Here is a 25,874-nt window from a genome sequence, read left to right as displayed (position 1 = left end):
ATTAATTTTTACTTTTTAATGCCGCCAAAACGCCGATCACGCCGTTGATAGGCTAGAATCGCTGCCTCAAGTTCTTGATCATCAAAATCTGGCCACAGTGCATCGGTGAATACCAATTCACTGTAAGCAATCTGCCACAATAAAAAGTTAGAGATTCGCTCTTCACCGCTAGTGCGGATCAATAGATCAGGATCGGCGTATTCACCTAAATTGGCTGTCATCAATGCTTGAGCGACTTTTTGTTCGTCGATCGTTGCTGGATCAAGCTCACCAGTCGCCGCTTGGGCTGCTAATTTTTGAACAGCGGTGACGATCTCCGCCCGGCTACCGTAATTTAAAGCAAAATTAAGCACCATACCAGTATTTTGTGCCGTGTCGACCATCGCCGCGCGCACTGCTTTTTGCGTTTTCGCCGGTAATTGATCCACGTATCCCATCACGTTGACCCGAACATTTTGTTTGATCAGATCAGGGACAAAAGTATCAAAGAAATCAACCGGTAACTGCATCAAATAATTCACTTCGTCATCGGGTCGTTTCCAATTTTCAGTTGAGAAAGCGTACAACGTCAGGACTTTAACACCTAAGTCGCTAGCATGCCGAGTGATCCGCTTAACGGTTTCCATACCTTCACGATGACCAAAGACGCGGGGCCGGTGCTTTTGTTGAGCCCAGCGGCCGTTACCATCCATGATGATCGCAATATGCGCGGGAATTCGATTAGGATCTAGCGTTACGGGCGTGGTTTGCTGTTTTTTTCCAAATGAGAACAAAGATTAGCGCCTGCTTTCTAAATTTTCAAACTAATCTTAATTGTATCAAAAAAGCGCTGGGCTGACCATTAATTCCCAATTAAATCAGTCATACGCCAACAAAAAAGCCGCGACATTTTGCCGCGGCCATCAATGTGTCTAGTCAGTCAAAATTTCTTTTTCTTTAGTAGCAGCAATTTCATCAAGTTTCTTAGTTGCTGCATTGGTGATCTTTTGTGTTTCTTCTTCTAATTCGTGCAGATCATCTTCGGTTAATTCGTTATTCTTTTCCCGGCGACGCATGTTTTCAATCGCATCACGACGAATATTCCGAATCGCAATTTTAGCTTCTTCCGTCTGTTTTTTGACATCTTTAGCTAATTCTTCACGCCGATCTTGAGTTAATTGTGGGATCACTAAACGAATAACCGTCCCATCATTAGCTGGTGACAAACCAAGATCAGAAGCCAAAATTGCCCGTTCGATCTCTTTCAAAGTTGATTTATCGTATGGTGTGATCATCAAAACCCGTGCTTCAGGAATCGTGATCGTTGCCAACTGATTAACTGGTGTTGGTGCACCATAATAATCAACGGTGACCCGATTCAAAATGCTGGCGTTAGCGCGGCCGGCACGGATCTGACCTAATTCACGTTGCAAAGCTTCTTCAGCCTTGACCATTTTTTGTTGTGCTTCTGCAATTGCTGGATCTTGAGCCATATTATTTCTCCCCTTTAATTGTTGTGCCGATCTGTTCACCTTCAACGACGCGCTTAATGTTGCCCGATTCGTTTAAGTTAAAGACGACCAACGGAATATCATTGTCCATTGACAAGGTGCTTGCCGTGGAATCCATGACGTTTAACCCTTTGTCGATAATATCCAAATGTGTTAACTGCTCAAACTTAGTTGCACTCGCATCCTTGTTTGGATCAGCTGAGTAAACACCGTCTACATTGTTCTTTGCCATTAAAATAACATCGGCATCGATTTCAGCAGCACGTAAAGCAGCAGTTGTATCGGTTGAGAAATAAGGGTTACCAGTACCAGCAGCAAAAATAACGACCCGGTCTTTCTCCAAATGACGAATCGCCTTCCGCCGAATATAAGGTTCAGCGATTTGGCGCATCTCGATTGAAGTTTGTACCCGTGTTGGGACATCAAGTTGTTCTAAGTTATCCTGTAGCGCCAATGCGTTCATTACTGTGGCTAGCATCCCCATGTAATCAGCTTGTGCACGTTCCATGCCCATTTCAGCGCCTGTTTGTCCACGCCAAATGTTGCCACCGCCAACGACGATCGCGATTTGTACACCTAGGGCGTAAACTTCCTTGATTTCCTTAGCAACATCCTTAATGATCGGTGGGTTGATCCCGAAACCTTTGTCGCCGGCGAGTGCTTCACCACTGACTTTAAGGACCACCCGTTTATACTTGATTTTCGTCATGAACTGCTTCCTCCTGCTTCACCATTAATTGTTTATCTGACTGTAAGAGTTTCCTATTCCATTCTAGCATATCTAAGCCCGTTTGACCTTAAAAAAAGGGAGCGCAGGGGTCTGCGTTCCCTAAAATTACGAATGCTTACTTGTTTAATTCAGCTTGAATTTCGGCCGCAAAGTCTTTTTCAACTTTTTCGATGCCTTCGCCGACTTCATAACGAACAAAGTTGACAACTTTGCCGCCTTTTGATTTAGCGAATTGATCAACGGTTTGATCAGAATCCTTAACGAATTCTTGATCGTCTAAGCTGATTTCAGCCAAGAATTTGTTCAAACGACCTTCAACGATCTTTTCAACGATTTTTTCTGGCTTGCCTTCTTGTAAAGCTTCTTCTTTTAATTTTGCTTTTTCAGCAGTCATAATGTCTGCTGGTACGTCTTCGCGTGAAACGTAACGTGGGTTGATGGCAGCAACGTGCATTGCAACGTCTTTAGCTGCTTCGTCATCAGCACCTTCTAAAAGAGTTAAAGCAGCGATCTTACCACCCATATGACGGTATGAACCGAAATGACCATTAGCTGTTTTAGTTAATAAAGCAAAACGACGGAAGCTGATCTTTTCACCGATCGTAGCAGTAGCGTTGATGACTGCTTCAGCAACGGTCTTGCCATCAGCCATTTTAGCTGCATTGGCAGCATCCATGTCAGCTGGTTGGTTAGCAGCGATCGTGTCAGCGATTGCTTGAACTAAGCTTTGGAAATCTTTGTTGCCGGCAACGAAGTCAGTTTCAGCATTGACTTCAACGATGGCTGCAACATCACCGTTAACGGCAACATCAGCTAAACCTTCAGCAGCCACACGGCCACTCTTCTTAGCTGCAGTTGCTACGCCTTTTTCACGTAAAGCTTCCATTGCTTTTTCAACGTCACCGTCAGCAGCAACTAAGGCTTTCTTAGCTGCCATCATGCCGGCGCCGGATTTTTCACGTAATTCCTTAACTTGTGCCGCTGTAATCTTTGTTGCCATTGTGTACAACCTCCTATTTAATAACTGCTTATTTTGAACGCTTTTGGGGCTTGAGTGAGCGCGAACGTGTTTGGAAAAGCAGATTATTGCATGAGTCAAACGAGCCATTTCATGTCTCTTATTGCCTAACTAGGCTACACTCCATAATCTAAACGCTTTTCCAAAACACTCCACAAAAAAGGGCCGCCTCGTAAATAAGGCTTGCAGATTGTGCCTAACCTTTGAGACAGCCCTAAATCACTCAATTTAAAATTGATTTTATGCTATTTGTTTGCGTTTTTGCCTTCGACAGCTTTTTGTAGATCTTGTAAGCTCTCTTTGCTTGGTGCTTCATCATCAGCTGCTGCTGATTCTGCTGGTGCTTCGCTTGCAGCTGCTGCTTGTTGTGCAGCGGCTTCTGCTTCTTCACCTTGACGGCCTTCAACGATAGCGTCAGCCATCTTAGAAGTTAACAGACGTACGGCACGGATAGCATCATCGTTTGATGGGATGATAACATCGATGTCATCTGGATCACTGTTAGTATCAACCATAGCAACGATCGGAATGTTCAATTTTTGTGCTTCTTGAACGGCGATCTTTTCTTTGCGAGGGTCAACAATGAACAAGACGTCTGGGATACGAGGCATATCTTCGATACCGCCTAAGAATTTTTCAAGTTTTTCACGTTGTTTGTTCAACTGTGAAACTTCCTTCTTAGGTAACTTATCAAATGTGCCATCTTCGCCCATTTGTTTGATTTCCTTTAGGCGTGCGATCCGTTTTTGGATGGTTTGCCAGTTAGTCAAAGTCCCACCTAACCAACGATGGTTAACGTAGAATTGGCCAGCACGAGTTGCTTCTTCAGCGATTGAATCTTGTGCTTGCTTCTTTGTACCAACAAAAAGGACGATACCGCCATCAGCAGCCGTGTTCTTCATGAAGTCATAAGCGTTATCAACTAATTTCAAAGTCTTTTGCAAGTCAATGATGTAGATACCGTTTCTTTCAGTGAAGATGTAAGGCTTCATTTTTGGATTCCAACGACGTGTTTGATGACCGAAATGAACGCCGGCTTCAAGCAATTGTTTCATACTAATAACAGACATATTTGTTTCCTCCTAGGTTTTTTCCTCCCCTGCGGTCAATTAACAAGTGAACTTGCACTGCAAGCACCACGCTTATTATCGCGCAAGGTGTGAATTGTGATGCCTTAAAGCACCGAGTAATAGTTTACCGTAAAACCAGTTGTGACGCAACTACTTTTTATGTTTTTGCCAAAATGACGCTTAGAAACAAAAAAATCCGCTCCCGAGGGAACGAATTTTTGTTAGTAAACGTTAAATTAGAATTTAACTTCGTTACGGCTTTCGCCTTTTTCGATCATGCTCTTAGCAGAATCTAAGGCAACGTCGACCATGTTACGTACGGCTGTTTCCGTGTAGAAAGCAACGTGTGGTGTAACCAAGATGTCGCGTTGTTTCATTAATTCAACTAAAGTTGCATCTGGCACTTTTTTGCCAGTAAAGTCGCTGTTGAAGATACCAACTTCGTTTTCGTAAACGTCAAGTACGGCACCACCGATTTTACCTGACTTGTAGCCAGCTAATAAGTCTTTAGATTCGATCAATTCACCGCGGGCAGTGTTGATGATGATGACACCATCTTTCATCTTAGCAATGGAATCTTTGTTGATCATATGATGATTTTCTTTAACGGCTGGTACGTGCAATGTGATGACATCAGCTTGGGCGTATAATTCGTCCAATGTGTCAACGTACATACCTTCTGCTTCAAGTTCTGGGTTACGGAATACATCGTAGCCGATAACTTTAGCGCCAAAACCTTTGTAGATGTTGATGCCGGCACGGCCAATACGACCTGTACCAACGACACCGACGGTCATTGTGTGTAATTCACGGGCAATATCTGGTTCCCAAGTGAAGTCACCTTTAGCGAGTTTTTCGTTGAATTCTGGTGTCCGACGAAGTAACTGCATCAAACCAGTGATTGCCAATTCAGCAATGGCACTTGGTGAGTAGCTAGGTACGTTCGTAATGCGAACCCCGTTTGCTTTAGCTGCATCAGTAGGAATGTTATCAACACCGACGTTACGGATTGATAAATCTTTAATACCGTATTCTTTCATAGTAGTAAAGATTTCTTTGTCATAAGGCAATTGTTGATAAGCAATGATTGCGTCGTAGCCTTTAGCTAACTTAACTGTTTCTTTATTTAATAAATCAGCAACAAGCTTAACGTCGATCTTGTTTTCCTTTGACCAGTTATGTGCATAACCTTCTTCGTCTTTACGAACACCATAAACAATAAACTTCATAATATGTGATTGCTCCCTTCATAGTCCTTTTACATTATAAGCATTTACTGAAAATAGGTAAAGCTAAATTTACTGATTTCAGAAAATTTTATCGTAACCTTACCTGAACGCCATGCTTTTGTAAGAATTCTAGCTTATCTTCCCGTGGCTGATGTTTAAAGTGCCATTCAGCCTGTAATGCCGCGGTTTTTGTGGTAAATTCTTCGTGAAAAAGCAATTTCACCGGTCGCCGCGTTTTTGGTTTGGTATACTTGGCACCTTTAGCAGCGTTATGGGTGGCAACCCGTTTTGTAACGTCAGTGGTAAATCCACCATATAAAGTGTTGTCAGCACAGAGTAAAACGTAAAAATAAAATTTTTTAGTTGTCGCCATATAATAATCGCCTGACTTCTGGTAAGTATTGATTATTTTGATCATAAACCGTTAATGGCGGTAAAAAGCGCTGGCCACCGGGGCGACCATCCTTGATCAGCTCGATCAGCACCATATTGGCTTCGCGGTCGGCTTTGGGATGGATGAAACGGACACGTTTAGTTTGTAAACGCCACGCTGCTGCTTTAGTGATAAATTCATTAAAGCGATCAGGCCGGTAAACAAAAAAAGCTTTGCCATTCATTTTCAGTAAGCCGCTGGTTATTTTCAATATTGCTTCCAGTGAGGTGGTGATCTCGTGACGAGCAATTGCCAAATACGGATTGGGATTTTTCTTGCTCGTGGCTAGTGGTGGGAAGTATGGCGGGTTACACGTGACCACATCAACGCTATCCTTGGCGATCTGACTAAAGGTGTCCTTAAGATCCAGTTGGTGGACCGTGATTTGGTCAGTTAATTGATTCAACGCCACCGAGCGCTGGGCCATATCCGCCAGCCGTGGTTGTAATTCCACTGCCGCGATTGGCCCCGCGGTTTTACGGCTCAGAAATAAGCTGACTGCGCCATTGCCTGCACAAAGATCAACGCTGCGACTGCGCGGCTTGACCACCGCAAAATCCGCCAGTAGCACCGCATCTAGCGAAAAGGAAAAAACACTGGGGCTTTGAATGATTTTGATATCTTGACTGTAAAGTTGATCGATCCGTTCATCGGCTTTTAACACGATTACGCCTCGCTTTCTTTGACCAGATTAGCGAAACTCAAATGAAAAAACAAGTCAATTTGCAATTTTTTGGTATAATGAAATAAATTAAGCACGGAAAGGAACCAAATTATGTTTTATACTTTTATTCGCGCCGTTGTTCGCGGCCTGGTTTGGCTGATCAACGGTAACGCTCATTATGAAAATAAAGAAGTGCTGCCAAAAGGCGCTTATATCCTAGTCGGTCCGCATCGAACTTGGTTTGATCCGATCTACTACGCCCTAGCTGGCAGCCCGAAAAAATTCTCCTTCATGGCCAAGGAAGAACTATTTAAAAATCCGATCATTCGCTTTATCCTGGTGCACGCCAACGCTTTTCCAGTTAACCGCGCTCACCCTGGTCCCTCGGCGATCAAGACACCGGTGAAAATTTTGAAAAAAGGTGACTTATCGCTGATCATGTTTCCTTCTGGCACCCGCCACTCGGCTGAATTAAAAGGTGGTGCGTTAGTGATCGCCCGCATGAGTGGCGTACCGCTGGTGCCCACGGTTTATCAAGGGCCGCTAACCTTTAAACGTCTTTTCACGCGCAAACGGATCACGGTGCGCTTTGGCGAACCGATCTACATTGACCGTAAGCAAAAAATGGATAAAGACGGCATGGCAGCGATCGATGATCAAATGCAAGCTGCCTTTAAACAGCTCGATGCGGAGATCGATCCTAACTTTAAATACATTCCCAAATAAAAAGCGACCGCCTAATTACTTAGGCGATCGTTTTTTTATTTACCTGCTTTACGCGATTGAGCTTTCATTGAAGCCATCATTTGGTTCAACTTCTTTTCAGAAGGTTTTTGGCCCATTTGCATCATCATTGTCCGCATCATATCTTCAGAGATTGGCGGATTGTCTTGCAAATATTTCTTCATATACTGCCGTGCGCCAAAGAAACCGCCGATGACACCGAGTGCAGCACCGATCACAAAAATCAGAATGTACATTCCCACGTTGTTTTCCCCTTTCAAAACGATCTCATTTATTTATTTTACACAATTATTAGGCAAATTAAAAGGCAGGAACCAAACAGCACTTTACAGCTTTTTAAAAAAATTTGGATATAAAAAGGCACGAATGCCTATTCTTTGCTAAAATGAGTTCGACAAAAAACCATTTAGAAAGAAGGATTCGTGTTGAACTCATTTTATCAAAAATCATCACTTTTAACCACCCTCCACGCCTATTTTTCTGATTTAAAAGCGGCTGGCTTGTCTAAGCCAATGGGCCTTAACTATTTTTGGTTGTGTCTAGCGTTGTTAGTGATCGGTGACCGCCACTCGATCCGCCACTTATTTGAACAATTTCTGGGCCGGGTGACGAAGCATTCTTTGAACACGTTTTATCGGGCTTTGGCAGTGATCGGTAACCACTTGCCACAGTTAGAAGTGCGCAACTTGACGTATTTACTGACCTTGATTCCCACTACTTGTCAGGACTTGCCCTTATTATTGGTTCTGGATGACACGGTCCAACCCAAGTTCGGCCACAAATTTACCGGCGTCAAATATCTATTCGATCACGCCGCACATACGGGTAAGCGGCTCGTCAATGCCCATGATTTCGTTACTTTAGGTCTGATGATCCCAACACAGCGGGACCAAGATGACCAGCCAGTTTATACGTTCTTGCCGTTAGCCACGCACCTTTATCAGGCGGAACAGGCGACCAAATACCAGCAAGCGGCGCAAATGATCAAGACGACTTTGAAATCGATCGCCAGCGACCAACAAGTGTTCCTACTGTGTGACAGTTGGTATCCCAAAGCTGAGATCAACCAACTGGTCATGACGCAACCTAATCTAGCTATGATCGCCAATGTGCGTAAAGATACCGCCATGTTTGGCTTACCCAAACGCACCGGTAAGCGCGGTCGGCCGCGGAAATATGGTGACCAGATCCATTTGGGAAATATTGCATTAAATCTTTGTTCGGCCGGAGATCAGATCGGTATAGTGCGGTGTCTGACACGCTTGATGCCCCAGCCAGTTTACATGATCCGCGTACAACGCAAGACGACTTGTCGTCTGTTCATGGCGACGAGCGCGCCCGAAGAATTAGCGGCGATCACAACCGAAACCCTAGCCGTTGATCCGACCCAGCTCACCTATCGGACGCCGGAGACCAGCGCCCCTGCGCCAGCGCTACGAGCGTTGGCCTACTATCAAAAACGTTGGGCGATCGAGACCTATTTTTATGAAATGAAAACATTCTGGCACTTCGGTGATTACGCCGTGCGTTCAGTAGCCAAGATTGAAGCCGATCATCATTTATTGAATACGGCGTATACCTTGATGATCGTATTGCCATTGACCCAACCTAGTTTAGCTTTTTTGGTAACCAAAAGTTTGCGTGAACGCAAACTCTGGTTAAGTCGGCAAATTCAAGCGGCGCTGTTTTTGGCTAGTTTAGCGCGGCAAGTGCAAAGGCGGTTAAAAACAACACCGGCCAAAGTGGTGATTCAGTGGTTGGCTTCTTGTTGGTCGGGGGTCAGTGAAAAGCTGTAAAGTGCTGAACCAAATTAAAGCGCAGGCTAAAAGGTGGTTTGACCTTTCAAGTCTCGCCTAGATCCATTGAAAAAAGAAATAGGTTACAGCAAATTGACTTAGTCCTTACGCCAGCCATTTTTACGTTGAATCTCTTGGACCTTTTTGGGCGTGGTTTCTTGGCCTTTTTTGTTGAAGATCTGCGTTTGTTCGATCTGTTGGCGCAGTCCTTCGCGGAATTCCTTGACGTAGGCCTGGCGCAGACGCTTTTGCTCTGCCTGTTCATCGGCATTTAATCCGTCCGCTTTAGCTTTACGGGCTAATTCGTTGATTCGTTTGAGATATTTATTTTCCATTATTAAAGTCACCTTTCACAATATCAGCTCAATTTGACATCAAATACGGCGTGAAAACTGATTAAACCAACAATCACAGGCCGAACATTTGTTTGAAATGAGTGAATGAGTATGCTACACTAAAATTAATAAAATATGACTGAGGTGTCAACCATGATCAAAACGCATGAACCCAAACAAATAGAAGTCTTACGTTTCATTCATGAATGCGTGGCTGAGAAAGGATATCCGCCAACGGTGCGCGAAATTGGCGCCGCGGTCTCCCTATCATCAACATCCACCGTTCACGGACATTTAGCTCGTTTAGAAAAAAAAGGCTTACTCCAAAAAGACCCTACTAAACCGCGGGCAATCGAATTGACTGACGCTGGTTTGAAAGCCTTAAAAATTGCCCCCGCCCGTATTCCAGTTTTAGGAACGGTCACGGCCGGTGAACCGATTTTGGCGGTTGAAGAAGCCACTGACTTTTTCCCGATCCCACCTGATCTTGACGATACCGAACAAGATCTGTTCATGCTGACCATTCGTGGTGAAAGTATGATCAACGCTGGCATCTTAGATGGCGATCAAGTCATTGTGCGCAAACAAGCTACCGCCGACAACGGCGATATTGTCATTGCCATGACGGCCGAAAACGAAGCCACGTGCAAGCGGCTCTTCCGCGAAAGTGATCATATTCGCTTACAGCCGGAAAATGATACTTTTGCGCCCATTATCTTACAGCAAGTCACGATCCTTGGTAAAGTGGTTGGCTTATACCGTAATCATATGTAACCTAATCAGTCTTGGCATTTAGTGCCAAGGCTTTTTTTAACCTTGAATTAAGCTAACGGAATTTTGTGGTACAGGTAATGCCCAGTTGTCAATGAGTGGCGCTCAAATGGCGTCGCGGTCAACAACGCCACGATTTCCTGCGCCCGCTTTTCACTACGGTAGGCGCGCAATACTTCAAAGGCCGGCGCCGCTGCCGTTGAATTCTGATAACAGACCACATAGATCCATTGATTCACCCCACTCACCTCCGTTTTATAATTTATCACCAGCCAAGTATTGTATCAATAAATCAGCTAGAAGTAAATCCTATTCTTAAAGCCACTCCGCTCAGAGGGGCGACTGACGGGCTAATCCAGTGACTAAAAAAAGAAGAACGCCACATTTAATTGTGCGTTCTTCTTTGATCTTATTTAGTTAAACGGAGAAAAATACCCGCGTCGGCTAGATCTTGGGCAAATTCAGATGAAGTGTCATGCCGATTCCAATCTCGTTGTAGCTCACAAGCTAATTGCGCGATACTTGTCGGCTGTGCGCCCGCCCGTTCGATCCGCCGTAAAGCTGCCTCATGTGCGACTACTGAAGTGCCACCAACGGCATCGACCACTGGGAAAACATTATAGCCTTCACGTAGTGCATCCAGCGCCGGAAAAGTCAAACAAGCTTCGGTCCAAAGTGCGGCAATAATCAAATTTTTACGGCCAGTTTTTTTAACTGCGGCGTAAAATTCTTGATCTTCCCAAGCGTTGATTGTTGTGCGATCATAACTAGGTACACCAGGCAATAACTTTTTGATTGCTGGAATCGTTTCTTGATTCATGGTCGTAGCCACGTTGACGGTCGATAAAACCGTCGGAATTTTAAACGTATTGATCAATTTAACGGTACTGATCGCGTTACGGATCAACTCCGCACGGTTGATCGAGTTGATCGAATTGATCTGCGTTGGTTGATAATCAATTAACAAAAAAGCCGAATTTTCTGGGGTCAACAATTCATCCTTAAGTGGATCACGGCGTGGTTCACTGGTCATATTGCGTCACTCCTTAGTTAAATAACGTTGTAAGAACAGTAAAATATTTGCTTTCACTTCATCAAAATACGCTTTACCGTGGCGACTACCGGTTAAGCTGATCGTTTCTACTGGCACTTTGACCTGGGTTAACCGCTGACTCAAGCGCACTACCCCAGTGATCGGCACAAATTCATCCAGCGAGTTGATCAACAACATTGGGCCACTGGCAGAACTAACGTGCTGGTAGGGAGTTGCCGCCCGTGACTGTTCATCAGTGACATAATTGGTGATAAACCACTTATAAAAGCTTTCATCGGTCCCAGCCTGATTAATGACCGCACTGTCTAATTTATCCAATAAATCAGCAGTTTGCCGCGGTTTAGCGACTACAGCGGGATGCGTTGTCAACCAATGGGCAATGTCCAAAATTCCTGACAATGAGACCGCCGGAATACCGTAGTTCAAACCCAACTCCACAGCTAAATTACCACCAGCTGAGGCCCCAATTGCTGCCAGCGGTACTTGGGGTGCATTTTGTTGCAACCAGTTAAATAAGCGATTCATGTCCAACAGTGGTGCCGGGAATTTATAGCTCGGTGCTAACCGATAATTTGGTACCACTACTAAATAACCCTGTTCAGCTAACCATTGCGCAACGTCAGCGTCTTTAGCCTTATCACCTTGAAACCAACCACCACCATGAATGGCAATCAATAATCCTTTCAATGATTGCCCTTGCGGCTGATACCAGTCTAAAGCTAAACCAGCTGCGTATTGAATATCTTTTTTAATTGTTAGCGTCAAATTGCATTCACCTCATTTAGAATCTCTAAGTTTATTGTAACACCTCCTTGCGCTACTACTGTAAAATATTTATGTAAGCGAATGCAACTATTTTGTCCCGCAATAGATTAGTCATTTCCCTTATTCAGTTCACCTAGTAAGCTATGCTAAGCTATAACTAATGTGATACATAGGAGGAAACTGAATTGACACAACCAACCGTTGAGTTAGCAACTGGCAGTTTGCGTTTAGAGCAGCTCAATGCCATTTTTGCCACGATCGACCAAGAATTTGATTTTATCGACGAAAACGATATCGTCCGCTGGTACTCCAACAACAGCCACCGCTTATTTAAACGCGATCCTAGCAAGTTAAATCATCACGTGTTAGACGTTCATCCAGCGCATAGTGCTGGCCGCGTTAAACAAGTGCTGGCGGAAATGCACGACGGCGCCACCGGTAAAGTTGCGATGACTGTCCCAATTCGCGGCAAACAAGTGCACATGGCCTTTTACGCCCTACATAACCCTGCTGGCGAGTACGTCGGCTGTATTGAAGTCACCGAAGATGTGACTGAATATACTAAAACCACTTGGATCGGTAATTTATTGAAACTAATGAAGCTGACCAAAAAATATAAATAAAAAATGAGTTGTCCGGCAATTTGCTGGGACAACTCATTTTTTGTATTACGCGATCACCGTGGCGCGCGCGGTATATGCCGCCTGCTTCGTTTGTAGCAGGACTTTTTGCTTAAGCTCGTCACTGGCAAATAGCAAGTGCTCGTAGTCATTTTGCAGCAGGTAAAAAGCCGCCATGTGTGAGAAATAAACGAAGCTTAACATATTCAAATATTCGGGCACATTGGTGATCTTAAGGAGTTTACGGACAAAAAAGTTGATCAAGTGATCGCCGAATTTAACGTAGCCTGGAACTTTGATGTAATGAACCTCGTGACCAGCAACTTGTACCGTGTGGTCACGGGTGCCAGGCAGATAAACTACCGTCTCGGCGGGCAACTTAGCGATCATAGGTGAATCGAAAATAAATGCTGCTTGCATATAATATCATCCCTTAGTTAAATTTAATTTCATAACAAAAATCAAGTTTTTTATAGTAATCTAACTCCACCAAATCAGTTGGTTTCACGTTGCCATCGGCTTTGGTAAAGTAGGCCAAGCCGCTGAGGCGTAACATTTGGTAGACAAACTGTGAACAGAACATAATATTGGGCCGCAATGAGCGTTTGACCACCAAGCCAATAATGTTATAGGCGCTACCGGTCTGGTTGATCTGCTTGATCTTTGCGGCGATCTGTTGCTTTTGCGCCAACGTGGTCGCCAAGCGATAAACTAGCACCGAGGCGTCACTTTTTTGATGGAACGCAGCGACCATTTCTGGGTTCAAACCCGGTGGATACACATTTTCGCCACCATTATAACTAATGATCGTCTGCAAGTCACGGTCAAAACTCAGCGACGCGTGATTGTACTGTTTTTGGGTGAACAACGAGATCAATTCACTGGCATTGCTGCCGGTGTTAGAGATAACGATGTAAATGTACGGATCGGCCATTGTTGCCGCCACCGAGTCAAAATAGCTTTGAGTCAGCGAACCGTCATTGATGTAGCGCATCGAGCTGTGGCGCTTCAAATCGGTAAACAGCGGCATCAACTTATCCACCGCCAGTGCTTGCTTAACCTTGCCCAAGCTCTGCACTGAATGGATAACGGCGTCTTTTTGTGCATTGAACTCAGAAAAACTCAGCGTCGCTGCTTCCTTGATCGACGGTAAATAAAAATCAGTATCCTGGCGAATGATCAGCATCCGCTCAGCCAATAATGGCGCTAATACTAGCAATGTGCCGAATACACGGCTGAAAAAGCCGGCGCCTAAGTAAATATGTTGGCGGAAGATCACCGCACTGCTAAAGGTGATCTGCAGCACCATGATCAATAAGTACACTAGCGAAGTCGTGATCTTCACCCGGCGTAACGCCCGCCCCAGCCAAGTGCGCATGATCATCAACATCGCCAAAAAGACGTAAACTAAGATAAAAATCGGCAACGTGCCAAAAAACGCCATCCCTAACAAAACGACCCAGACGATCATGTTCATGAATTTTCGTTCAGTTACCAAATCCCGCATTATTTTGCCCCACTCTAGCTCACTGTTAATTAGAAGTCCGACCGATTATACCATAATGGTTAAGGGCATCATATCAGACTATAGGTGTATCATCGATCTTCTCTGATCGTACAAACACCACTATCGATCTGTATATAAAAAAAGCGACGTTAGCAGTTTAGCTAACCTCGCGCAAAATAGAATTTATTTAAGGAGAGTACAGGATTTGAACCTGCGCGCCGGTATAAGCCGGTTCGACGGATTTCGAGTCCGTTGCATTACCACTCTGCCAACTCTCCACAACAAAGTATATTATAGCAAAAGACCGCCACGTTGCAAAGTGTTTTTTTATGCAAAAGGTTTAGTAAACATTCAGTTGCCAAAATAGCGAATCACTTAAATCCAGCAACTAACAAATAAAAAAGCAGCGCCGTAAAGCGCTGTTACCGAAAATTAGCGACTATAATTATTCACTACTAAAGGTTGAAAGTATCAAATAGACCGTAACCATTGATGTCAAACGGTTATGGCACGATATATTACTAGTTTCCACTTCATTGAGCATTACCGAGTAGCCTGGCCAGGCTATTCGGTAATGCTTTTATAAATTCGTCAAAAATAATAGTTAATGTTTCAACCGCCATGTCGAGTTTTTCACCTAGACCAGTAATTGTTTGTATCAGCCAATTCAACGCACTTACTAACTTAATATCAGGCAACGGTCGTCCATAATCGAAGAATAAGTCACCCAGCGTCCTGTCGTCCGTATTTTCACGTTGCGCCAATGCAAGGACGTCATAGCTTAACATGACCATTGCTAGGTGACCGCAAAGTCCATCATAGCTTTGGACTTGAGTCTGATCAAATTGCAGGTATTGTTTAGCGACTTTAAAATAACATTCGATCTGCCAACGCCGACCGTACATCTGAATGATTGCTTCTGGTCTTAGGTCAGTCATTGTGGTCGCCAACACAAGATATTGATCAGCCTGGCCACGTTTGGTTACGAAGACTAACTTCATTGGGATTTTTTCGCCATCAACTTCAAATGTGACGATTGGACTGTATAGATAGCTATCCTTAATTGGCCATTTACTGCGCCGTAAGTTAGTGTATAAAGTCTTAATATCCATTTCTCGGCCACGATAACGAAAATAGACTTTTTTAGTTTTTTTCAACATACCAATCCCATGACAATGACGTTTTAGCAATGCCGCAAACATACGCGGTGATGCATACCAGCTATCGAATAAGACGTACTTGGCCTTGATGCCGGATTTGATTGCATCATCTACTAATTCTAAAGCGACATCGGTCATTTTACGGGTTGCCTGTGTACGTCGTTTCGCGGCCAGTGATCGTTGATCACTGGACTTAAGGTGCCCAAACCGATTTTTGGCGTGGCTTGATGACATCAAGGCAAAGTTCAGCGGTAAAAAAGTATTGCCGTCACTCCAGCCTAAAGTTAGTGTCCTAAAGCCTTTAAAATACTGCTGTTTGTCGTGGTCAAAAACACGAGCTAATAATTCAGTTTTGCGTGAAAATTCACGTTTAAACAATGAATCATCAATGATCAAGGCTTGTCGCCGTCTTGGATCGGTAAAATGTTGCACGTATTGGATCAAATGGATCGCTAATAGCTGAACCAGCCGTTGCCAATTAATATGTGGATCATTTAGACAATTGCGAACAGTTCGTTTTGAAAAATCGTTAGCCTTTTCTGCTCTAAAAATGGAGTAGCGATTAAAGATGGTGGTCAATAACCATTCAAATAAGCGTTCAGTTTTAATACCGCGCGATTTATGGATATTGACACGACGCAAAATAGCGGAGAGATGGACCAATTTTGAAAAATGAGCAAAAGAATGATGAATATCAGTGTCATTGTATTGTATAGTAGACATAGGCATGAAACTCCTCTGTATGGTTTTTGTTTAGACGCTTTAAGTATACAGATGTGAATGGTTTCATGTCTATTTTTGTAGCAAAAAAGTCCTAACAGATCAGGGCTTAAGTGGAAATATTAACTTTCAACCTTTAGCAGAATAAGCTTGATCATTTCAAAACGGTACGGCGATATGGTGTCATCACTAATGCAATTATCGTTTTGATTCCGACTGCCCTGATCGAGTATTTCTTGATTGCCCCTTCACTCAGATTGTATCTTAATATCTATTTGATAATCGTATTTCTGCTAATGACGCACCACTTCAAGAATAAAGATTTTAAGCGATTGGAGACGCGTTTTTTAGATCAAGTTTGCAAAACACCAACAACCGCAACCGCATTGGTTGATCAAAATGCGCAGATCAGATTAAATGATAAGCTCATAAAACCAGAATTATTATTGCTTGATCCTGATTATTATTATTTATTTTACATTCCAAAACCGACCACACCAGCAACCTATAATATTGCCTTTTTAGAGCGTTCGCCTATGAATAACAATTTAATTCAAACTGATTTATCAGTCGCTATCGATCAGTTTGAACAATCGCTGAAAGATTCTGCCAAAGTTGTGCTGATCAGATAAAAAGTTATTGAACTAAAAACAGCCGCTACCCAACTAACAATCAGTTGCGTGACGGCTATTTTAATTGCGAATCACTAGTCCTTATTTGTATCTACGTCATTACTCAAACCAGCAATTTCACGTTGCTTGCGGTGGGCTTCCCCAGCAACATAACGCAGCACAAACCGATACTCTTTGCGGGTCGCATTTTGCGAAAAGGTGCCAAAATCGCGGTGATATTTAGCCATGATTCGCTCGGCCTCTTCTTTATCAGTCATCTAGATGCGCCTCCAATTCACGCTTTGTATATATCTCTGGTAGAATTAATTGTACCTTTTCTATACCGCTTTTTTCACAAGTGGACTGTTAACTAAAAAACACCTACACAAACAGTCGGCACCCTGTTTGGTAAGTGTTTAGCCAAAAATCAACCATTAAATTCATTTAGTACAAAAAACGCCAAGCCACCGCCGACTACTGCCAGAATGGCCACGCCGGCCAGCAGAAAATTGAAGATAAAGCCTAAGCCGCCGCACAGTAGCAATAAAATAAAAATAAACGGATGCCGGAAACAAAAGCGGATAAAGCCGGCGATCAACTTAAAGAACAAAAGGACAAAAACGACGGCGCCGACCGCGAGCCCAATTTTTGCGTTGGTACTTAAAGCTGCCGCCATTACAAGAGACGTCATTGACACGATCCTTTCTGTCAAACTCAAAATCGTTACCGGAGTTGTGGCATAAGTAATTTACGTCCAACTCCTTCTTTGTACTTCCGAACAATATAGCCAAAACGTGCGATATAAGGCAACTTTTTCCGCTTAGCTACGATCGTCAAATAATCCACTGCGTGAATTATTCGCCGCTCTAGGCTAATGCTCAAAAGCTGGGCGCCTTATGTCACACTCTTGCATTCATTTTAGGTATTCCCGTTAAAAATGTAAAGACAGCCTCAGTCGATTTTCCGTTTATTTAACAAATGCAGTCCGGAAATAACGAATAAATTCGCGCACCACCGGCGACGTTTCCCGTTCACGGCGCCAGGCTAAGACGCAATTGGTCTGCACAGTCGGCGCAAAGGGAATAAATTTCGTGGCACTACCATAGCCAGGCGCCCCTTCGATGCAGACTGCGGCGCCGATCTGGCGTTCAACTAACGAAATAATGTTGAAACTTAAATTAAAATTACCGATAATATTCAGCTCGTCTAGCGGGCGGCCCGCCCAATCCGCGACTAATTGCTGCACGTCGGCGCGGTTGGACACCAACAGCGGCGTACCGATCAGATCAACGGGCTGAATTGCCGCACTTTCCGCCAAAAAGGACTCGTTGGACACCAATAGCCCCCAACGCTCGGTGCGTGGCAGCACGATCTTATGGTATTTTTCCGTGTTGATCGGCTCCAACAAAATCGCCAGATCGATCAGGCCTTTGTCCAAGCGTTCAACGATATCATCACTGGTCTCCGTATAAATATTGAAAGTCACCGCCGGATAATCGGCGATAAATTCCTCCAGCATCAGCGACATCGTATCCGAATTGTCAGCTTCGACACACCCGATACTAATGTGACCACTGAATAACTGCTTTTTACGGTCGAGAAATTCCTGCTGCGTTTGCGCCGTTAATTCAAGAATTTCTTCAGCGCGACTTTTTAAAAATAACCCCGCTTCGGTCAGTTGCAGGCGATTTTTCTGGCGGGTGAACAGTTCGGTATCCAGGTCGGCTTCCAGTTCCTTCAACTGGCGACTCAAGGTTGGTTGCGTGATGTGCAGCACTTGCGCCGCCCGCGAAACCGTCCCTTCCTCAGCGATAGTCACAAAATATTTTAACAGTCGAATTTCCATGCTTGCCTCCCATTATTGACCCACCGCTAAAACATGGTGGTCGTGATTGCGCCGGCGACGATCAAAACCAGTCCCAGCAAGGTAAAGATCAACTCACGGCGACTTTTATGTTCGTGCAGAAACAGCATCCCGCCTAACGTGGATAGTACCACCGACAGCTGTGAGACGACAAACGCCGAGTTGACCCCGTTGGCCCGCACCGACAAAATGTAACTGACTGACGCCACGGAAAAAATCAACCCCGCCAATACACTTTGCCAGCTGGCTTTAGCCCGTAGCACTTGCGGTTGCCGCGTGACCGCCACGTAAGCTAACACCGCCAGCACCATGCCGATCGATTCCGGCAGAAAGATCGCCAAGCCAGACGAACTCATTGCTTTGGGGATCGTGTTAAAAACGAGAAACCCAATCGTCGTCAATACCAGCATGACTAAAGTGCTCTTGCGCCGCGGATTCGGTTCCTGCTGGATTCCACTATCATGCACCGCGGTAAAAATACTGCCGACGATCAAAAGCACGATACCCAGCGCACCAAATAATTTAGCGCTGGTGCTGGCCCATTCGCCAAAAATCAAAACACCGATCAGCGATGTCCCCACTAACTGCAAACCAGTGGAAATCGGCATCGTCTGCGAAACGCCCAGCTCACGGAAGCCAGTGTATTGACCTAACTGACCCATGACCCAAAACGCCCCGGTCACCATCGCTAAAATAAAATTAAGCGTTGAGATCGACGGCCGCATGACTAGAAAAACCACCACGCTAGCCAACAAAGTCCCGACGGCGGTCCCGAAGATTTGATTGATCGGCTGCCCTTTGACCTTGGCCACCGCTAACGGTAAGATCCCCCACGCAATTGCTGGTAGTAACATTAAAAATAGATTCATCGTTTTCATTCCCATTCTTTACTTTCGATTATAAACACAAGAACTAGCTTAACGTATTTTATTGAAAACGGCTAACAAATGGCCCCAGACCTGTAAATTTGCCATAAAAAAGTACTGTCGACCACATAGTCAGCAGTACTAAATTTTAGGGCCAAGCGCTTTTACAAGCCACTAGCTTGCGGATAGGTCCGTACTTTTGGCGGCACGTAGCTGTTCATGAACGGCAAAATTTCCGCCAACGAATCGCTGAAAAGCAATTTCTGCCGGTCGGCTGGGGTTAAAAAGCCCTTCGCCGTCATGTCGTCAAACATTTGCCGCAGCGGATCGTAGTAGCCGGCCACATTATAGAACACACAAGGATTATCGTTGTCGCCGATCCGCGCCCAGGAAAAGGCCTCGATGATCTCTTCTAACGTGCCCGGGCCGCCAGGGAGCGCAATGCAGCCATCGGCCAGCGTCAACATCGTTTGTTTGCGTACCGACATGTTGGCGACAATCTGTAAATCAGTCAGTTTGGTCAACGCCGTACCACGGTCAGCCAGTTCCTTAGGCATCACGCCATGGACTTTGCCACCAGCGGTCAGTACCTCATTGGCCAAGAGCCCCATCAACCCGACGCCACCGCCGCCGTAGACCAGCTCCAATTGATTAGCCACTAACCAGTCCGCCAGCTGGAGCGTGGCCTGCTGGTACGCGGGGTCATTACCCGCTGCGGCGCCGCAATAAACTGCAATTCGCTTCAAGTTCATCCCTCATTTCAATAGCATTACTGTTATTCTATCATTTTCGGCGGTTTAGTGCCGCTAATGAAGCCAAGTTCGCGCTGAAGGATCGTCTGCGCCTGAGCCACGGTACGATAAGTAAACACCCGCTGAAAATACGGAGCGCCGCTGATCATCGCCGAAAGTTTTTGTGGCCCTTGTTGCTGCAAAATAAGTACCGGCTTGCCGATTTTTTCAGCATAAGCCAATTCATAACCCACGCCTAAACTAGGTTGGGTCGTTTCCGCCACCACCACATCGCAGGTGGTTAGCCAGTGAAGATCGCGCTGATAGATTTCCGCATCAGTCAAGGCCGTCTCACCTGTCGCCGTCAAGTCTGTCGCGCCAATATGCTCAGTTAGCACTTGATGTGTCGTCTGCAAAAAAGCGATCAACTGCTGATACCGGGCTGCATCGGTGCGACCACCGCGAATCGCGGCCGCAAAATAAATTTTTAACCGTTTCATCCCAGCACCAACTCATATAGTAAGAAATCAGTCCAACCAGTATCGGCGTAAAATAGCGACAATGTCGCAATATAATTAAAGCCACATTTCAAATAAAGCTTTTGTGGCGGCAAATTAGTCGCTAACGCATCCAAATGAATTGCTCGTTTGTGCATTTTCCGCCCATAAGCAATCGCAAAATTAACCATTTGTTGGGCAATTCCGCGGCCTTGCAGCGCTGGACTGACGCCCAGGGTGTGGATCAGCAAAATATTGTCACCAGTATCCGCCACCGCCCACGCTGCTTGCGCGTAACCATCATTTGCCACGCTGTTCAACACCATCGCACTAACGATTTTGTCGTCCTGCCAATTGACAAATAACTCGCCATGCACAATTGCCGTACGTACATAATTTTCATCGGGATAGACCCCTTTTTGCCAGCCGGACGGAAAGGCGGTCTGCGCCATCGCCACGATCAAATCGTTATAAAACGTCATTAGCGCCGGTAAATCATTTAATTGGGCTACTTTGATCATCATGATCACTCCTTTTTAGCACGCGCTGGGCTCGCAGCGCATAATGCTTATACAAGCCAGCATAACGATTGTGGTAATCTTTTTTCCACGGCTTATCGCGCCCACAGAAATGCAAGATCACCGTATTTGTGATCACCCAATCTAGATTCCACTGACCGCTACTCAAGGCGTAATAAAAGCGACTACGCCGCGCATCAAAATTATATAACTCATCGGGAATTTTTTGGATCTGGTGTCCGTACAAACCGTTCAAAATATCTTGATCTGGCAAAAATAGCGCCATTTTTTTAGTTTGAATGTAATCTGCGATCGCCGCAACTTTGACTTGTGCCCGGACTGCTGGCAAATTATATAGCAGCACACCAGAGTTAAAGTAACTTTCTGCTTCATAGTTGCCCAGTCGCAACTGATTGAATGAATTGCGGCTCAACGCATTATGACTGGCGGCGGCGTACAAATCAGTGCCCAGATCATATTCATATAACGGCGTCAAATCGTTGAGCACCAATATATCCACGTCCAAATATAAGATGCGCGTCACGGATTCCGGCAAATATCGTTGCGCCAGCAAGCGATAATAGATCGTCTCCGGATAACGCTCCGTAACCGGTGCCGTAGCCACAAAAGTAGCCCCCACCACCAACGGCCGATAACGTAGCCCCATTTGCGCACAAAAAGCCTCGATCTGCGGCGTGGCCGATAGCACTTCTTTCTGGATCACGTAAACAGTAAACTGCTTTTGTGGCGTATTGACCACGATTGAATACAACGTCGTCAATAATTGCGCGGTCATGCGGTCATCAATGGCAAATAACAAATTGATCATGCTTCAATTCACCTGCTTTATAACTGAATGAATTTATTATAACAGGAAACGGCGCCCGCATGAAAAGGTGTCCCCGCAGTGATCACGCATCCCGCTTACTCTGCGGCTACCGTCACCACCACTTTACCGTGAGCACGCCCCTGGGCCACATAGTCCAAGGCAGCCTGCGTTTGGGCTAACGGAAAAACGCGGTCGATCTGCGGTTGTAATTTGCCCTGTTCAACTAAGGCCGTCAATTCGGCTAATTCGCGGCCGTTGGCTTGCATGAACAAAAACTGATAGGTCACGTGGTATTTGTGGGCCCACCGAGTTAAATTCAGCGTCGCCAAACTGAACAGCCACGTTTTCCACCAACTATAGTGACGCCGGCGGCCAAATTGCCCGTTCGGTAAGCCACTGACCGACACGATGTTACCACCGGGTTTTAAAATCGTGAACGCTTTGCGCAAATTAACGCCACCTAGGGTATCAAACACCAGATCATAATCGTGCAGCACTTCGTCGAATGACTGCTGATGATAGTCGATCACCAGATCAGCGCCTAATTTTTTGACTAACGGTGCGCTGCTGGCACTAGCAGTGGTCGCCACGTACGCGCCTAAATATTTCGCCAATTGGATCGCGATCGTACCGACACCGCCGGCACCAGCTTGGATCAACACTTTCTGCCCCGGCTTGAGCTGCACCAAATCGATCAACGCCTGATAACTAGTCAACCCCACCAACGGCAACGACGCCGCTTCAACAAAGGATAACGACTGCGGCTTCAAGGCAATATCAGCGACATCCACTGCAATGTATTCCGCAAACGTCCCGATACGTGCATCACGGGGCCGCCCATAAACTTCATCACCAATTTTAAATTGCTGCACGTCGCGACCAACCGCCGCCACCACGCCGGCAAATTCGTGCCCTAGTGTCAACGGCATTTGGTGCGCGACCAACAGTTTTACTTCGCCATCACGGGTCTTAGTATCGATTGGATTGACCCCGGCAGCGCGAATCGCCACTAAAACATCCGTCGCCCCTACCGCTGGCAGCGACACTTGTGTTGCACTAACTGGTACCTGACCATATTGTTTGATTTGCATGGCTTGCATTGTTTTTGTCATTAATTTTCCTCCTGTGCTAAAGCGGTACTGTCAAACGTACCTCGTTTTTGTTATTAATTTCCGAATATTAAAAAACACCCGAACGTCTTTTTCTGGTATTCTTGGTGTGCGAACAACAAGAAAATCCAGAAAGAAGGATTCGAGTGCATACACCATTAATAGCCTATTTAGTTCTAATAATCAAGCTCCAAAGACAAATTATTTTGATCCTTTTAGCTCAGTTGGCTGAGATCTTTGATCATTCACGGCTGCCAAGCGCTGATAAACCGGTATTCAAGCGTTTTAACCAATTTCAGGTCGATGAGAAAGTCCCACTACTTCAAGCTGATATCGGTTCTGAAGCCCTCGACTACCAGCAGTTGATCGCTGAGTCGCTTGAAAAGAACGGTAAGCCGATACTGCCAGTCAGGCGGCGTAAACCAATCAGCTTTGCGGCGCAAGACTGTCCGCGGTGCTCGGCACCACAGGACTATCTTTACGCCAATAACGGTGCTGGCGGTCAGCTACGGTGCAAGGTCTGTCAGTTCAAGTTTCAAGATGGTCACGCCGAGAAGAATAAGACGGTCGCTTTACGTTGTCCTTATTGCCAGAATCGCCTGAGTATTCACAACCGTCGGACCAAGTTCGACGTCTGGTGTTGTTACAACGATAAGTGCGCTTTTCGCCTTGGTGCGATCGCCGCAATGTCACCGGCTGAAGTCGCTGACTTCAACGTCCATCCAACTGCCCACAAGGTGCGCTACACTTGGCGAACCTACAACTTTGAACTTAAAGGCATTGCGCCAGAATCGCCGATCCAAGCACCGGTAGACCTCGATCGGATTCAAGCCAGCCCTGAAGTGCTGGGCTTGGTGCTGACCTATCACATCAACTATGGTCTGTCAGCGCGGCGAACCGCGGCGATCATGTACGATATCCATGGCGTTAAAATCTCACACCAGACAATCCATAACTACGAAATGGCGGTAGCCGCTGTTGTCCGGCCTTTCTGGGCGAATTATCCTTACGCACTGTCCGATCAGATTGTTGGTGACGAGACTTACGTGCGCGTGAAAGACAAGTGGCACTATATCTTCTACTTCTACGACGCCAAGTGTAAGCTCATTCTCGCCGACTACGTGACCCCTAATCGCACAACCGAATCAGCGGTCATTGCGATCAACCAAGTCCTCCAAAAGATGCCTCAGATCCCTGAGAAGCTTAACTTCGTCGTTGACGCGAATCCGATCTACCAAGTTGCCCAGATCTATTTTGCACAACAGGGCATCAAGTTTGGCATTCACCAGGTTGTTGGTCTTGAAAACAAAGATGAGATCAGTCGTGAGTACCGCTTCTTAAAGCAAACCATTGAGCGCTTGAATCGTTCCTACAAAGAAAATTATCGTTCCAGTACCGGCTTTGGCTCTGCCACAGGTTCAGCGAGTTACACGGCACTTTATTCAGCGGCCTATAACTTCTTGCGGCCTCATGAAGCACTGCATTACCGCATTCCTGTTGAGTTACCACAACTCAAACCGTTTGAACGAATGCCGGACAAATGGCTGGCGCTAATTGAACTAGCGCAGTCTCAATTACCAACAGCAGCCTAGATATTCTGAAAAATCAGACTAACTAAGGCTTAATTTGTGTACCCTAGAACACATAAAATAGGCAAGATCCAGTGAGAAGCAACGCTTGAATTAAGTTCGTTTCATCCGTGGACAGTGATGCCGTACAATAAACATCATCCCCTCCCTGAACATCCGGTTTTGAACTTGGGTTTCATGGAACTTTAGACGTTACCGCTAAAGCTTGGATCATAGCTGTTGTTGATTGGATCACCGCGAAGTTGCCGTTGGGATTCACCGCATAATAATGCTTGGTCCCTTCTTTGCGTAACGTCACCAAGTCAGCGTCCTTCAATATTTTTAAATGATGCGACACCGCCGGCCGTGATAAATGCGTCTGCGCCGTCAGTGCCCCGACCCGCGCGCCATCACAGCCAAAACGCAATAAGGCAATAATGAGCAACTGCCGATTTTCATCCCCTAAAGCCAATAACAGGCTTTGCGATTGCACAAACCCCTGCGTGATTGCCGCTAAAGTTGCTTGCTTGTCCATTGTCATTCACCACCTCCGTTCATAAGTTTAAACGCATGCTCCTAGTCTAACCGCTTAGCCGCCAAAAAACCACATTGAGAAAGCAAATCGAGACGGAGCTGCCTATGCGTTATTTTTGCTTATCAACTTCATCCGGCTTATCTTATAGATATGACAAAAATGAAGGAGCTTACAAAATGGTCAAAACACTAACGCTACTGCTGCACTCCGGCGAACAATTAATTTTAGAACAAGTCCACAACGTTCAAGTAATCACCGATGACGCCGTGATCAACACCACCGCCCGCAACTTTTTCAACATCGGCGCGGCCGAACAATACATCATCACCTCCAGCTGCGGCCACACCAAACTGCACCGCAACGACATCGCCAGCGTGGTCGTTAATTAGTGTGCTAATATGTTACCTTTAAGCTTGATAATTCGTAATTTTAGAATCAAGCAAATTATTTCTAAACAAAATACCAGTAAAAACAGATTTAACTGTTTCTACTGGTATTTTTGCGTACAGCTTGAACTATTTTGAATTGTGTAATGACAATTGACGGCAATACAATTAAGTCTGACATGTGCCACTGCGGCCAGATGGAGTGGAAGCGCAAGTGGACCAGATGTGTCGATAGTTGTTAATGGTGGGTTTTA

General features: G+C 45.4%; 33 protein-coding genes and 1 tRNA gene. 7 read left to right on the top strand and 27 right to left on the bottom strand.

Annotated elements, in window-relative coordinates; translation table 11 throughout:
- Positions 1-8: 8 nt before the first annotated feature.
- The 8 genes from LC20001_RS06955 to LC20001_RS06920 all read right to left on the bottom strand — a co-directional run bounded on the left by LC20001_RS06955 (position 9) and on the right by LC20001_RS06920 (position 6,634).
- The gene (locus tag LC20001_RS06955; protein ID WP_003677021.1) at positions 9-773 is read right to left on the bottom strand and encodes an undecaprenyl pyrophosphate synthase; all 765 of its coding nucleotides are present in this window, start codon (positions 771-773) and stop codon (positions 9-11) included.
- A 138-nt stretch (positions 774-911) separates the two neighbouring features.
- On the bottom strand, positions 912-1,472 hold the full coding sequence (gene frr, locus LC20001_RS06950) for a ribosome recycling factor (protein WP_010010062.1): 561 nt from the start codon (positions 1,470-1,472) through the stop codon (positions 912-914).
- Between the two features lies 1 nt (position 1,473).
- Positions 1,474-2,199: a UMP kinase gene (pyrH, locus tag LC20001_RS06945; protein ID WP_003677024.1), complete on the bottom strand. Its 726-nt coding sequence runs from the start codon at positions 2,197-2,199 to the stop codon at positions 1,474-1,476.
- 136 nt (positions 2,200-2,335) lie between these two features.
- A complete protein-coding gene (tsf, locus tag LC20001_RS06940) occupies positions 2,336-3,220 on the bottom strand; it encodes a translation elongation factor Ts (RefSeq protein WP_003677027.1) in 885 nt (294 codons plus the stop codon).
- Between the two features lie 263 nt (positions 3,221-3,483).
- Positions 3,484-4,308, bottom strand: a complete 825-nt coding sequence (gene rpsB, locus LC20001_RS06935; protein WP_003677030.1) for a 30S ribosomal protein S2 — start codon at positions 4,306-4,308, stop codon at positions 3,484-3,486.
- Between the two features lie 236 nt (positions 4,309-4,544).
- The gene (locus LC20001_RS06930; protein WP_003677032.1) at positions 4,545-5,537 is read right to left on the bottom strand and encodes a D-2-hydroxyacid dehydrogenase; all 993 of its coding nucleotides are present in this window, start codon (positions 5,535-5,537) and stop codon (positions 4,545-4,547) included.
- A gap of 88 nt (positions 5,538-5,625) precedes the next feature.
- Entirely contained in the window at positions 5,626-5,910 is a 285-nt protein-coding gene (locus tag LC20001_RS06925; protein WP_010010064.1) for a GIY-YIG nuclease family protein, read from the bottom strand.
- A complete protein-coding gene (locus tag LC20001_RS06920; RefSeq protein ID WP_056943264.1) occupies positions 5,897-6,634 on the bottom strand; it encodes a tRNA1(Val) (adenine(37)-N6)-methyltransferase in 738 nt (245 codons plus the stop codon). The genes LC20001_RS06925 and LC20001_RS06920 overlap by 14 nt, the downstream gene beginning before the upstream one ends.
- A 111-nt stretch (positions 6,635-6,745) precedes the next feature.
- On the opposite strand from LC20001_RS06920, the gene LC20001_RS06915 reads away from it, so the two are divergent.
- A complete protein-coding gene (locus LC20001_RS06915; protein WP_010010067.1) occupies positions 6,746-7,360 on the top strand; it encodes a lysophospholipid acyltransferase family protein in 615 nt (204 codons plus the stop codon).
- Between the two features lie 35 nt (positions 7,361-7,395).
- Here LC20001_RS06915 and LC20001_RS06910 read toward each other — a convergent pair whose 3' ends face one another.
- Positions 7,396-7,614, bottom strand: a complete 219-nt coding sequence (locus LC20001_RS06910; protein WP_010010068.1) for a YneF family protein — start codon at positions 7,612-7,614, stop codon at positions 7,396-7,398.
- A 186-nt stretch (positions 7,615-7,800) separates the two neighbouring features.
- On the opposite strand from LC20001_RS06910, the gene LC20001_RS06905 reads away from it, so the two are divergent.
- Complete coding sequence (locus LC20001_RS06905; RefSeq protein ID WP_145955953.1) at positions 7,801-9,174, top strand: IS701 family transposase; 1,374 nt, start codon at positions 7,801-7,803, stop codon at positions 9,172-9,174.
- Positions 9,175-9,272: 98 nt separating this feature from the next.
- On the opposite strand, the gene LC20001_RS06900 is transcribed toward LC20001_RS06905, so the two are convergent.
- The gene (locus tag LC20001_RS06900) at positions 9,273-9,509 is read right to left on the bottom strand and encodes a DUF896 domain-containing protein (RefSeq protein ID WP_035456688.1); all 237 of its coding nucleotides are present in this window, start codon (positions 9,507-9,509) and stop codon (positions 9,273-9,275) included.
- A 153-nt stretch (positions 9,510-9,662) separates the two neighbouring features.
- Between LC20001_RS06900 and lexA the strand changes: the two genes are divergently transcribed.
- Positions 9,663-10,283 carry a transcriptional repressor LexA gene (gene lexA / locus LC20001_RS06895; RefSeq protein WP_003677037.1) on the top strand — a complete coding sequence of 207 codons (621 nt, stop codon included), beginning with the start codon at positions 9,663-9,665 and terminating at the stop codon, positions 10,281-10,283.
- Between the two features lie 47 nt (positions 10,284-10,330).
- Here lexA and LC20001_RS06890 read toward each other — a convergent pair whose 3' ends face one another.
- From LC20001_RS06890 to LC20001_RS06880, 3 genes are all read right to left on the bottom strand, one after another.
- On the bottom strand, positions 10,331-10,519 hold the full coding sequence (locus LC20001_RS06890) for a hypothetical protein (RefSeq protein ID WP_010010074.1): 189 nt from the start codon (positions 10,517-10,519) through the stop codon (positions 10,331-10,333).
- 170 nt (positions 10,520-10,689) lie between these two features.
- Complete coding sequence (locus LC20001_RS06885) at positions 10,690-11,313, bottom strand: hydrolase (RefSeq protein WP_010010075.1); 624 nt, start codon at positions 11,311-11,313, stop codon at positions 10,690-10,692.
- Between the two features lie 6 nt (positions 11,314-11,319).
- Positions 11,320-12,099, bottom strand: a complete 780-nt coding sequence (locus tag LC20001_RS06880; protein WP_010010077.1) for an alpha/beta hydrolase — start codon at positions 12,097-12,099, stop codon at positions 11,320-11,322.
- A gap of 185 nt (positions 12,100-12,284) precedes the next feature.
- On the opposite strand from LC20001_RS06880, the gene LC20001_RS06875 reads away from it, so the two are divergent.
- On the top strand, positions 12,285-12,722 hold the full coding sequence (locus tag LC20001_RS06875; protein WP_003677044.1) for a PAS domain-containing protein: 438 nt from the start codon (positions 12,285-12,287) through the stop codon (positions 12,720-12,722).
- Positions 12,723-12,767: 45 nt separating this feature from the next.
- Here LC20001_RS06875 and LC20001_RS06870 read toward each other — a convergent pair whose 3' ends face one another.
- From LC20001_RS06870 to LC20001_RS06855, 4 genes are all read right to left on the bottom strand, one after another.
- On the bottom strand, positions 12,768-13,139 hold the full coding sequence (locus LC20001_RS06870) for a hypothetical protein (RefSeq protein ID WP_010010078.1): 372 nt from the start codon (positions 13,137-13,139) through the stop codon (positions 12,768-12,770).
- A 13-nt stretch (positions 13,140-13,152) separates the two neighbouring features.
- Positions 13,153-14,226: a hypothetical protein gene (locus LC20001_RS06865; protein WP_010010079.1), complete on the bottom strand. Its 1,074-nt coding sequence runs from the start codon at positions 14,224-14,226 to the stop codon at positions 13,153-13,155.
- Positions 14,227-14,416: 190 nt separating this feature from the next.
- Positions 14,417-14,504 (bottom strand) — tRNA-Ser (locus LC20001_RS06860).
- A gap of 255 nt (positions 14,505-14,759) precedes the next feature.
- Positions 14,760-16,109, bottom strand: a complete 1,350-nt coding sequence (locus LC20001_RS06855) for an IS4 family transposase (RefSeq protein WP_099267136.1) — start codon at positions 16,107-16,109, stop codon at positions 14,760-14,762.
- Positions 16,110-16,438: 329 nt separating this feature from the next.
- Here LC20001_RS06855 and LC20001_RS06850 point away from each other — a divergent pair, with 329 nt between their 5' ends.
- Entirely contained in the window at positions 16,439-16,738 is a 300-nt protein-coding gene (locus tag LC20001_RS06850; protein ID WP_010014770.1) for a hypothetical protein, read from the top strand.
- Between the two features lie 74 nt (positions 16,739-16,812).
- On the opposite strand, the gene LC20001_RS06845 is transcribed toward LC20001_RS06850, so the two are convergent.
- From LC20001_RS06845 to LC20001_RS06805, 9 genes are all read right to left on the bottom strand, one after another.
- Positions 16,813-16,995: a hypothetical protein gene (locus LC20001_RS06845; protein ID WP_010010081.1), complete on the bottom strand. Its 183-nt coding sequence runs from the start codon at positions 16,993-16,995 to the stop codon at positions 16,813-16,815.
- A 149-nt stretch (positions 16,996-17,144) separates the two neighbouring features.
- Positions 17,145-17,408, bottom strand: coding sequence for a hypothetical protein (locus LC20001_RS06840; RefSeq protein ID WP_225351600.1), 264 nt, complete (start codon positions 17,406-17,408; stop codon positions 17,145-17,147).
- 276 nt (positions 17,409-17,684) lie between these two features.
- The gene (locus LC20001_RS06835; protein WP_004562639.1) at positions 17,685-18,563 is read right to left on the bottom strand and encodes a LysR family transcriptional regulator; all 879 of its coding nucleotides are present in this window, start codon (positions 18,561-18,563) and stop codon (positions 17,685-17,687) included.
- Positions 18,564-18,589: 26 nt separating this feature from the next.
- Positions 18,590-19,450: a GRP family sugar transporter gene (locus tag LC20001_RS06830; protein ID WP_004562637.1), complete on the bottom strand. Its 861-nt coding sequence runs from the start codon at positions 19,448-19,450 to the stop codon at positions 18,590-18,592.
- A 161-nt stretch (positions 19,451-19,611) separates the two neighbouring features.
- Entirely contained in the window at positions 19,612-20,193 is a 582-nt protein-coding gene (locus LC20001_RS06825; RefSeq protein ID WP_029507980.1) for an LOG family protein, read from the bottom strand.
- A 29-nt stretch (positions 20,194-20,222) separates the two neighbouring features.
- Positions 20,223-20,678 (bottom strand): nucleoside 2-deoxyribosyltransferase, encoded by a 456-nt coding sequence (locus LC20001_RS06820; protein ID WP_003679889.1) that lies wholly within the window; start codon positions 20,676-20,678, stop codon positions 20,223-20,225.
- Positions 20,675-21,199, bottom strand: coding sequence for a GNAT family N-acetyltransferase (locus tag LC20001_RS06815; protein WP_244901116.1), 525 nt, complete (start codon positions 21,197-21,199; stop codon positions 20,675-20,677). The genes LC20001_RS06820 and LC20001_RS06815 overlap by 4 nt, the downstream gene beginning before the upstream one ends.
- Positions 21,171-22,022, bottom strand: coding sequence for a glycosyltransferase family 8 protein (locus tag LC20001_RS06810; RefSeq protein WP_010010087.1), 852 nt, complete (start codon positions 22,020-22,022; stop codon positions 21,171-21,173). Before LC20001_RS06810 ends, LC20001_RS06815 begins: the two co-directional genes overlap by 29 nt.
- A gap of 95 nt (positions 22,023-22,117) precedes the next feature.
- Positions 22,118-23,134 (bottom strand): NADP-dependent oxidoreductase, encoded by a 1,017-nt coding sequence (locus LC20001_RS06805; RefSeq protein WP_010010088.1) that lies wholly within the window; start codon positions 23,132-23,134, stop codon positions 22,118-22,120.
- A 143-nt stretch (positions 23,135-23,277) separates the two neighbouring features.
- Between LC20001_RS06805 and LC20001_RS06800 the strand changes: the two genes are divergently transcribed.
- Positions 23,278-24,723 carry a DDE-type integrase/transposase/recombinase gene (locus tag LC20001_RS06800; RefSeq protein WP_169925066.1) on the top strand — a complete coding sequence of 482 codons (1,446 nt, stop codon included), beginning with the start codon at positions 23,278-23,280 and terminating at the stop codon, positions 24,721-24,723.
- Positions 24,724-24,895: 172 nt separating this feature from the next.
- Here LC20001_RS06800 and LC20001_RS06795 read toward each other — a convergent pair whose 3' ends face one another.
- Entirely contained in the window at positions 24,896-25,234 is a 339-nt protein-coding gene (locus LC20001_RS06795) for an ArsR/SmtB family transcription factor (RefSeq protein ID WP_010010089.1), read from the bottom strand.
- Positions 25,235-25,410: 176 nt separating this feature from the next.
- Between LC20001_RS06795 and LC20001_RS14395 the strand changes: the two genes are divergently transcribed.
- Positions 25,411-25,623 (top strand): hypothetical protein, encoded by a 213-nt coding sequence (locus tag LC20001_RS14395; RefSeq protein WP_035457574.1) that lies wholly within the window; start codon positions 25,411-25,413, stop codon positions 25,621-25,623.
- The last annotated feature ends 251 nt before the right edge of the window (positions 25,624-25,874 follow it).

Origin of the sequence: Loigolactobacillus coryniformis subsp. coryniformis KCTC 3167 = DSM 20001 (genome assembly GCF_002706425.1) — a bacterium.
GTDB classification, from domain to species: Bacteria; Bacillota; Bacilli; order Lactobacillales; family Lactobacillaceae; genus Loigolactobacillus; species Loigolactobacillus coryniformis.
The sequence above is the reverse complement of the archived record's forward strand: the minus strand, read 5'-3'. Positions and strand labels throughout refer to the sequence as shown.

Coding starts and splice junctions, on each gene's coding strand:
- LC20001_RS06910 (WP_010010068.1), bottom strand. CDS start 7,614: ATGTACATTCTGATTTTTGTGATCGGTGCTGCACTCGGTGTCATCGGC.
- LC20001_RS06805 (WP_010010088.1), bottom strand. CDS start 23,134: ATGACAAAAACAATGCAAGCCATGCAAATCAAACAATATGGTCAGGTA.
- LC20001_RS06830 (WP_004562637.1), bottom strand. CDS start 19,450: ATGAATCTATTTTTAATGTTACTACCAGCAATTGCGTGGGGGATCTTA.
- LC20001_RS06900 (WP_035456688.1), bottom strand. CDS start 9,509: ATGGAAAATAAATATCTCAAACGAATCAACGAATTAGCCCGTAAAGCT.
- LC20001_RS06870 (WP_010010078.1), bottom strand. CDS start 13,139: ATGCAAGCAGCATTTATTTTCGATTCACCTATGATCGCTAAGTTGCCC.
- LC20001_RS06795 (WP_010010089.1), bottom strand. CDS start 25,234: ATGGACAAGCAAGCAACTTTAGCGGCAATCACGCAGGGGTTTGTGCAA.
- LC20001_RS06845 (WP_010010081.1), bottom strand. CDS start 16,995: ATGACTGATAAAGAAGAGGCCGAGCGAATCATGGCTAAATATCACCGC.
- rpsB (WP_003677030.1), bottom strand. CDS start 4,308: ATGTCTGTTATTAGTATGAAACAATTGCTTGAAGCCGGCGTTCATTTC.
- LC20001_RS06820 (WP_003679889.1), bottom strand. CDS start 20,678: ATGAAACGGTTAAAAATTTATTTTGCGGCCGCGATTCGCGGTGGTCGC.
- lexA (WP_003677037.1), top strand. CDS start 9,663: ATGATCAAAACGCATGAACCCAAACAAATAGAAGTCTTACGTTTCATT.
- LC20001_RS14395 (WP_035457574.1), top strand. CDS start 25,411: ATGGTCAAAACACTAACGCTACTGCTGCACTCCGGCGAACAATTAATT.
- LC20001_RS06930 (WP_003677032.1), bottom strand. CDS start 5,537: ATGAAGTTTATTGTTTATGGTGTTCGTAAAGACGAAGAAGGTTATGCA.
- LC20001_RS06840 (WP_225351600.1), bottom strand. CDS start 17,408: ATGACGTCTCTTGTAATGGCGGCAGCTTTAAGTACCAACGCAAAAATT.
- LC20001_RS06885 (WP_010010075.1), bottom strand. CDS start 11,313: ATGACCAGTGAACCACGCCGTGATCCACTTAAGGATGAATTGTTGACC.
- LC20001_RS06925 (WP_010010064.1), bottom strand. CDS start 5,910: ATGGCGACAACTAAAAAATTTTATTTTTACGTTTTACTCTGTGCTGAC.
- frr (WP_010010062.1), bottom strand. CDS start 1,472: ATGGCTCAAGATCCAGCAATTGCAGAAGCACAACAAAAAATGGTCAAG.
- LC20001_RS06815 (WP_244901116.1), bottom strand. CDS start 21,199: ATGATGATCAAAGTAGCCCAATTAAATGATTTACCGGCGCTAATGACG.
- pyrH (WP_003677024.1), bottom strand. CDS start 2,199: ATGACGAAAATCAAGTATAAACGGGTGGTCCTTAAAGTCAGTGGTGAA.
- LC20001_RS06810 (WP_010010087.1), bottom strand. CDS start 22,022: ATGATCAATTTGTTATTTGCCATTGATGACCGCATGACCGCGCAATTA.
- tsf (WP_003677027.1), bottom strand. CDS start 3,220: ATGGCAACAAAGATTACAGCGGCACAAGTTAAGGAATTACGTGAAAAA.
- LC20001_RS06865 (WP_010010079.1), bottom strand. CDS start 14,226: ATGCGGGATTTGGTAACTGAACGAAAATTCATGAACATGATCGTCTGG.
- LC20001_RS06915 (WP_010010067.1), top strand. CDS start 6,746: ATGTTTTATACTTTTATTCGCGCCGTTGTTCGCGGCCTGGTTTGGCTG.
- LC20001_RS06835 (WP_004562639.1), bottom strand. CDS start 18,563: ATGGAAATTCGACTGTTAAAATATTTTGTGACTATCGCTGAGGAAGGG.
- LC20001_RS06855 (WP_099267136.1), bottom strand. CDS start 16,109: ATGTCTACTATACAATACAATGACACTGATATTCATCATTCTTTTGCT.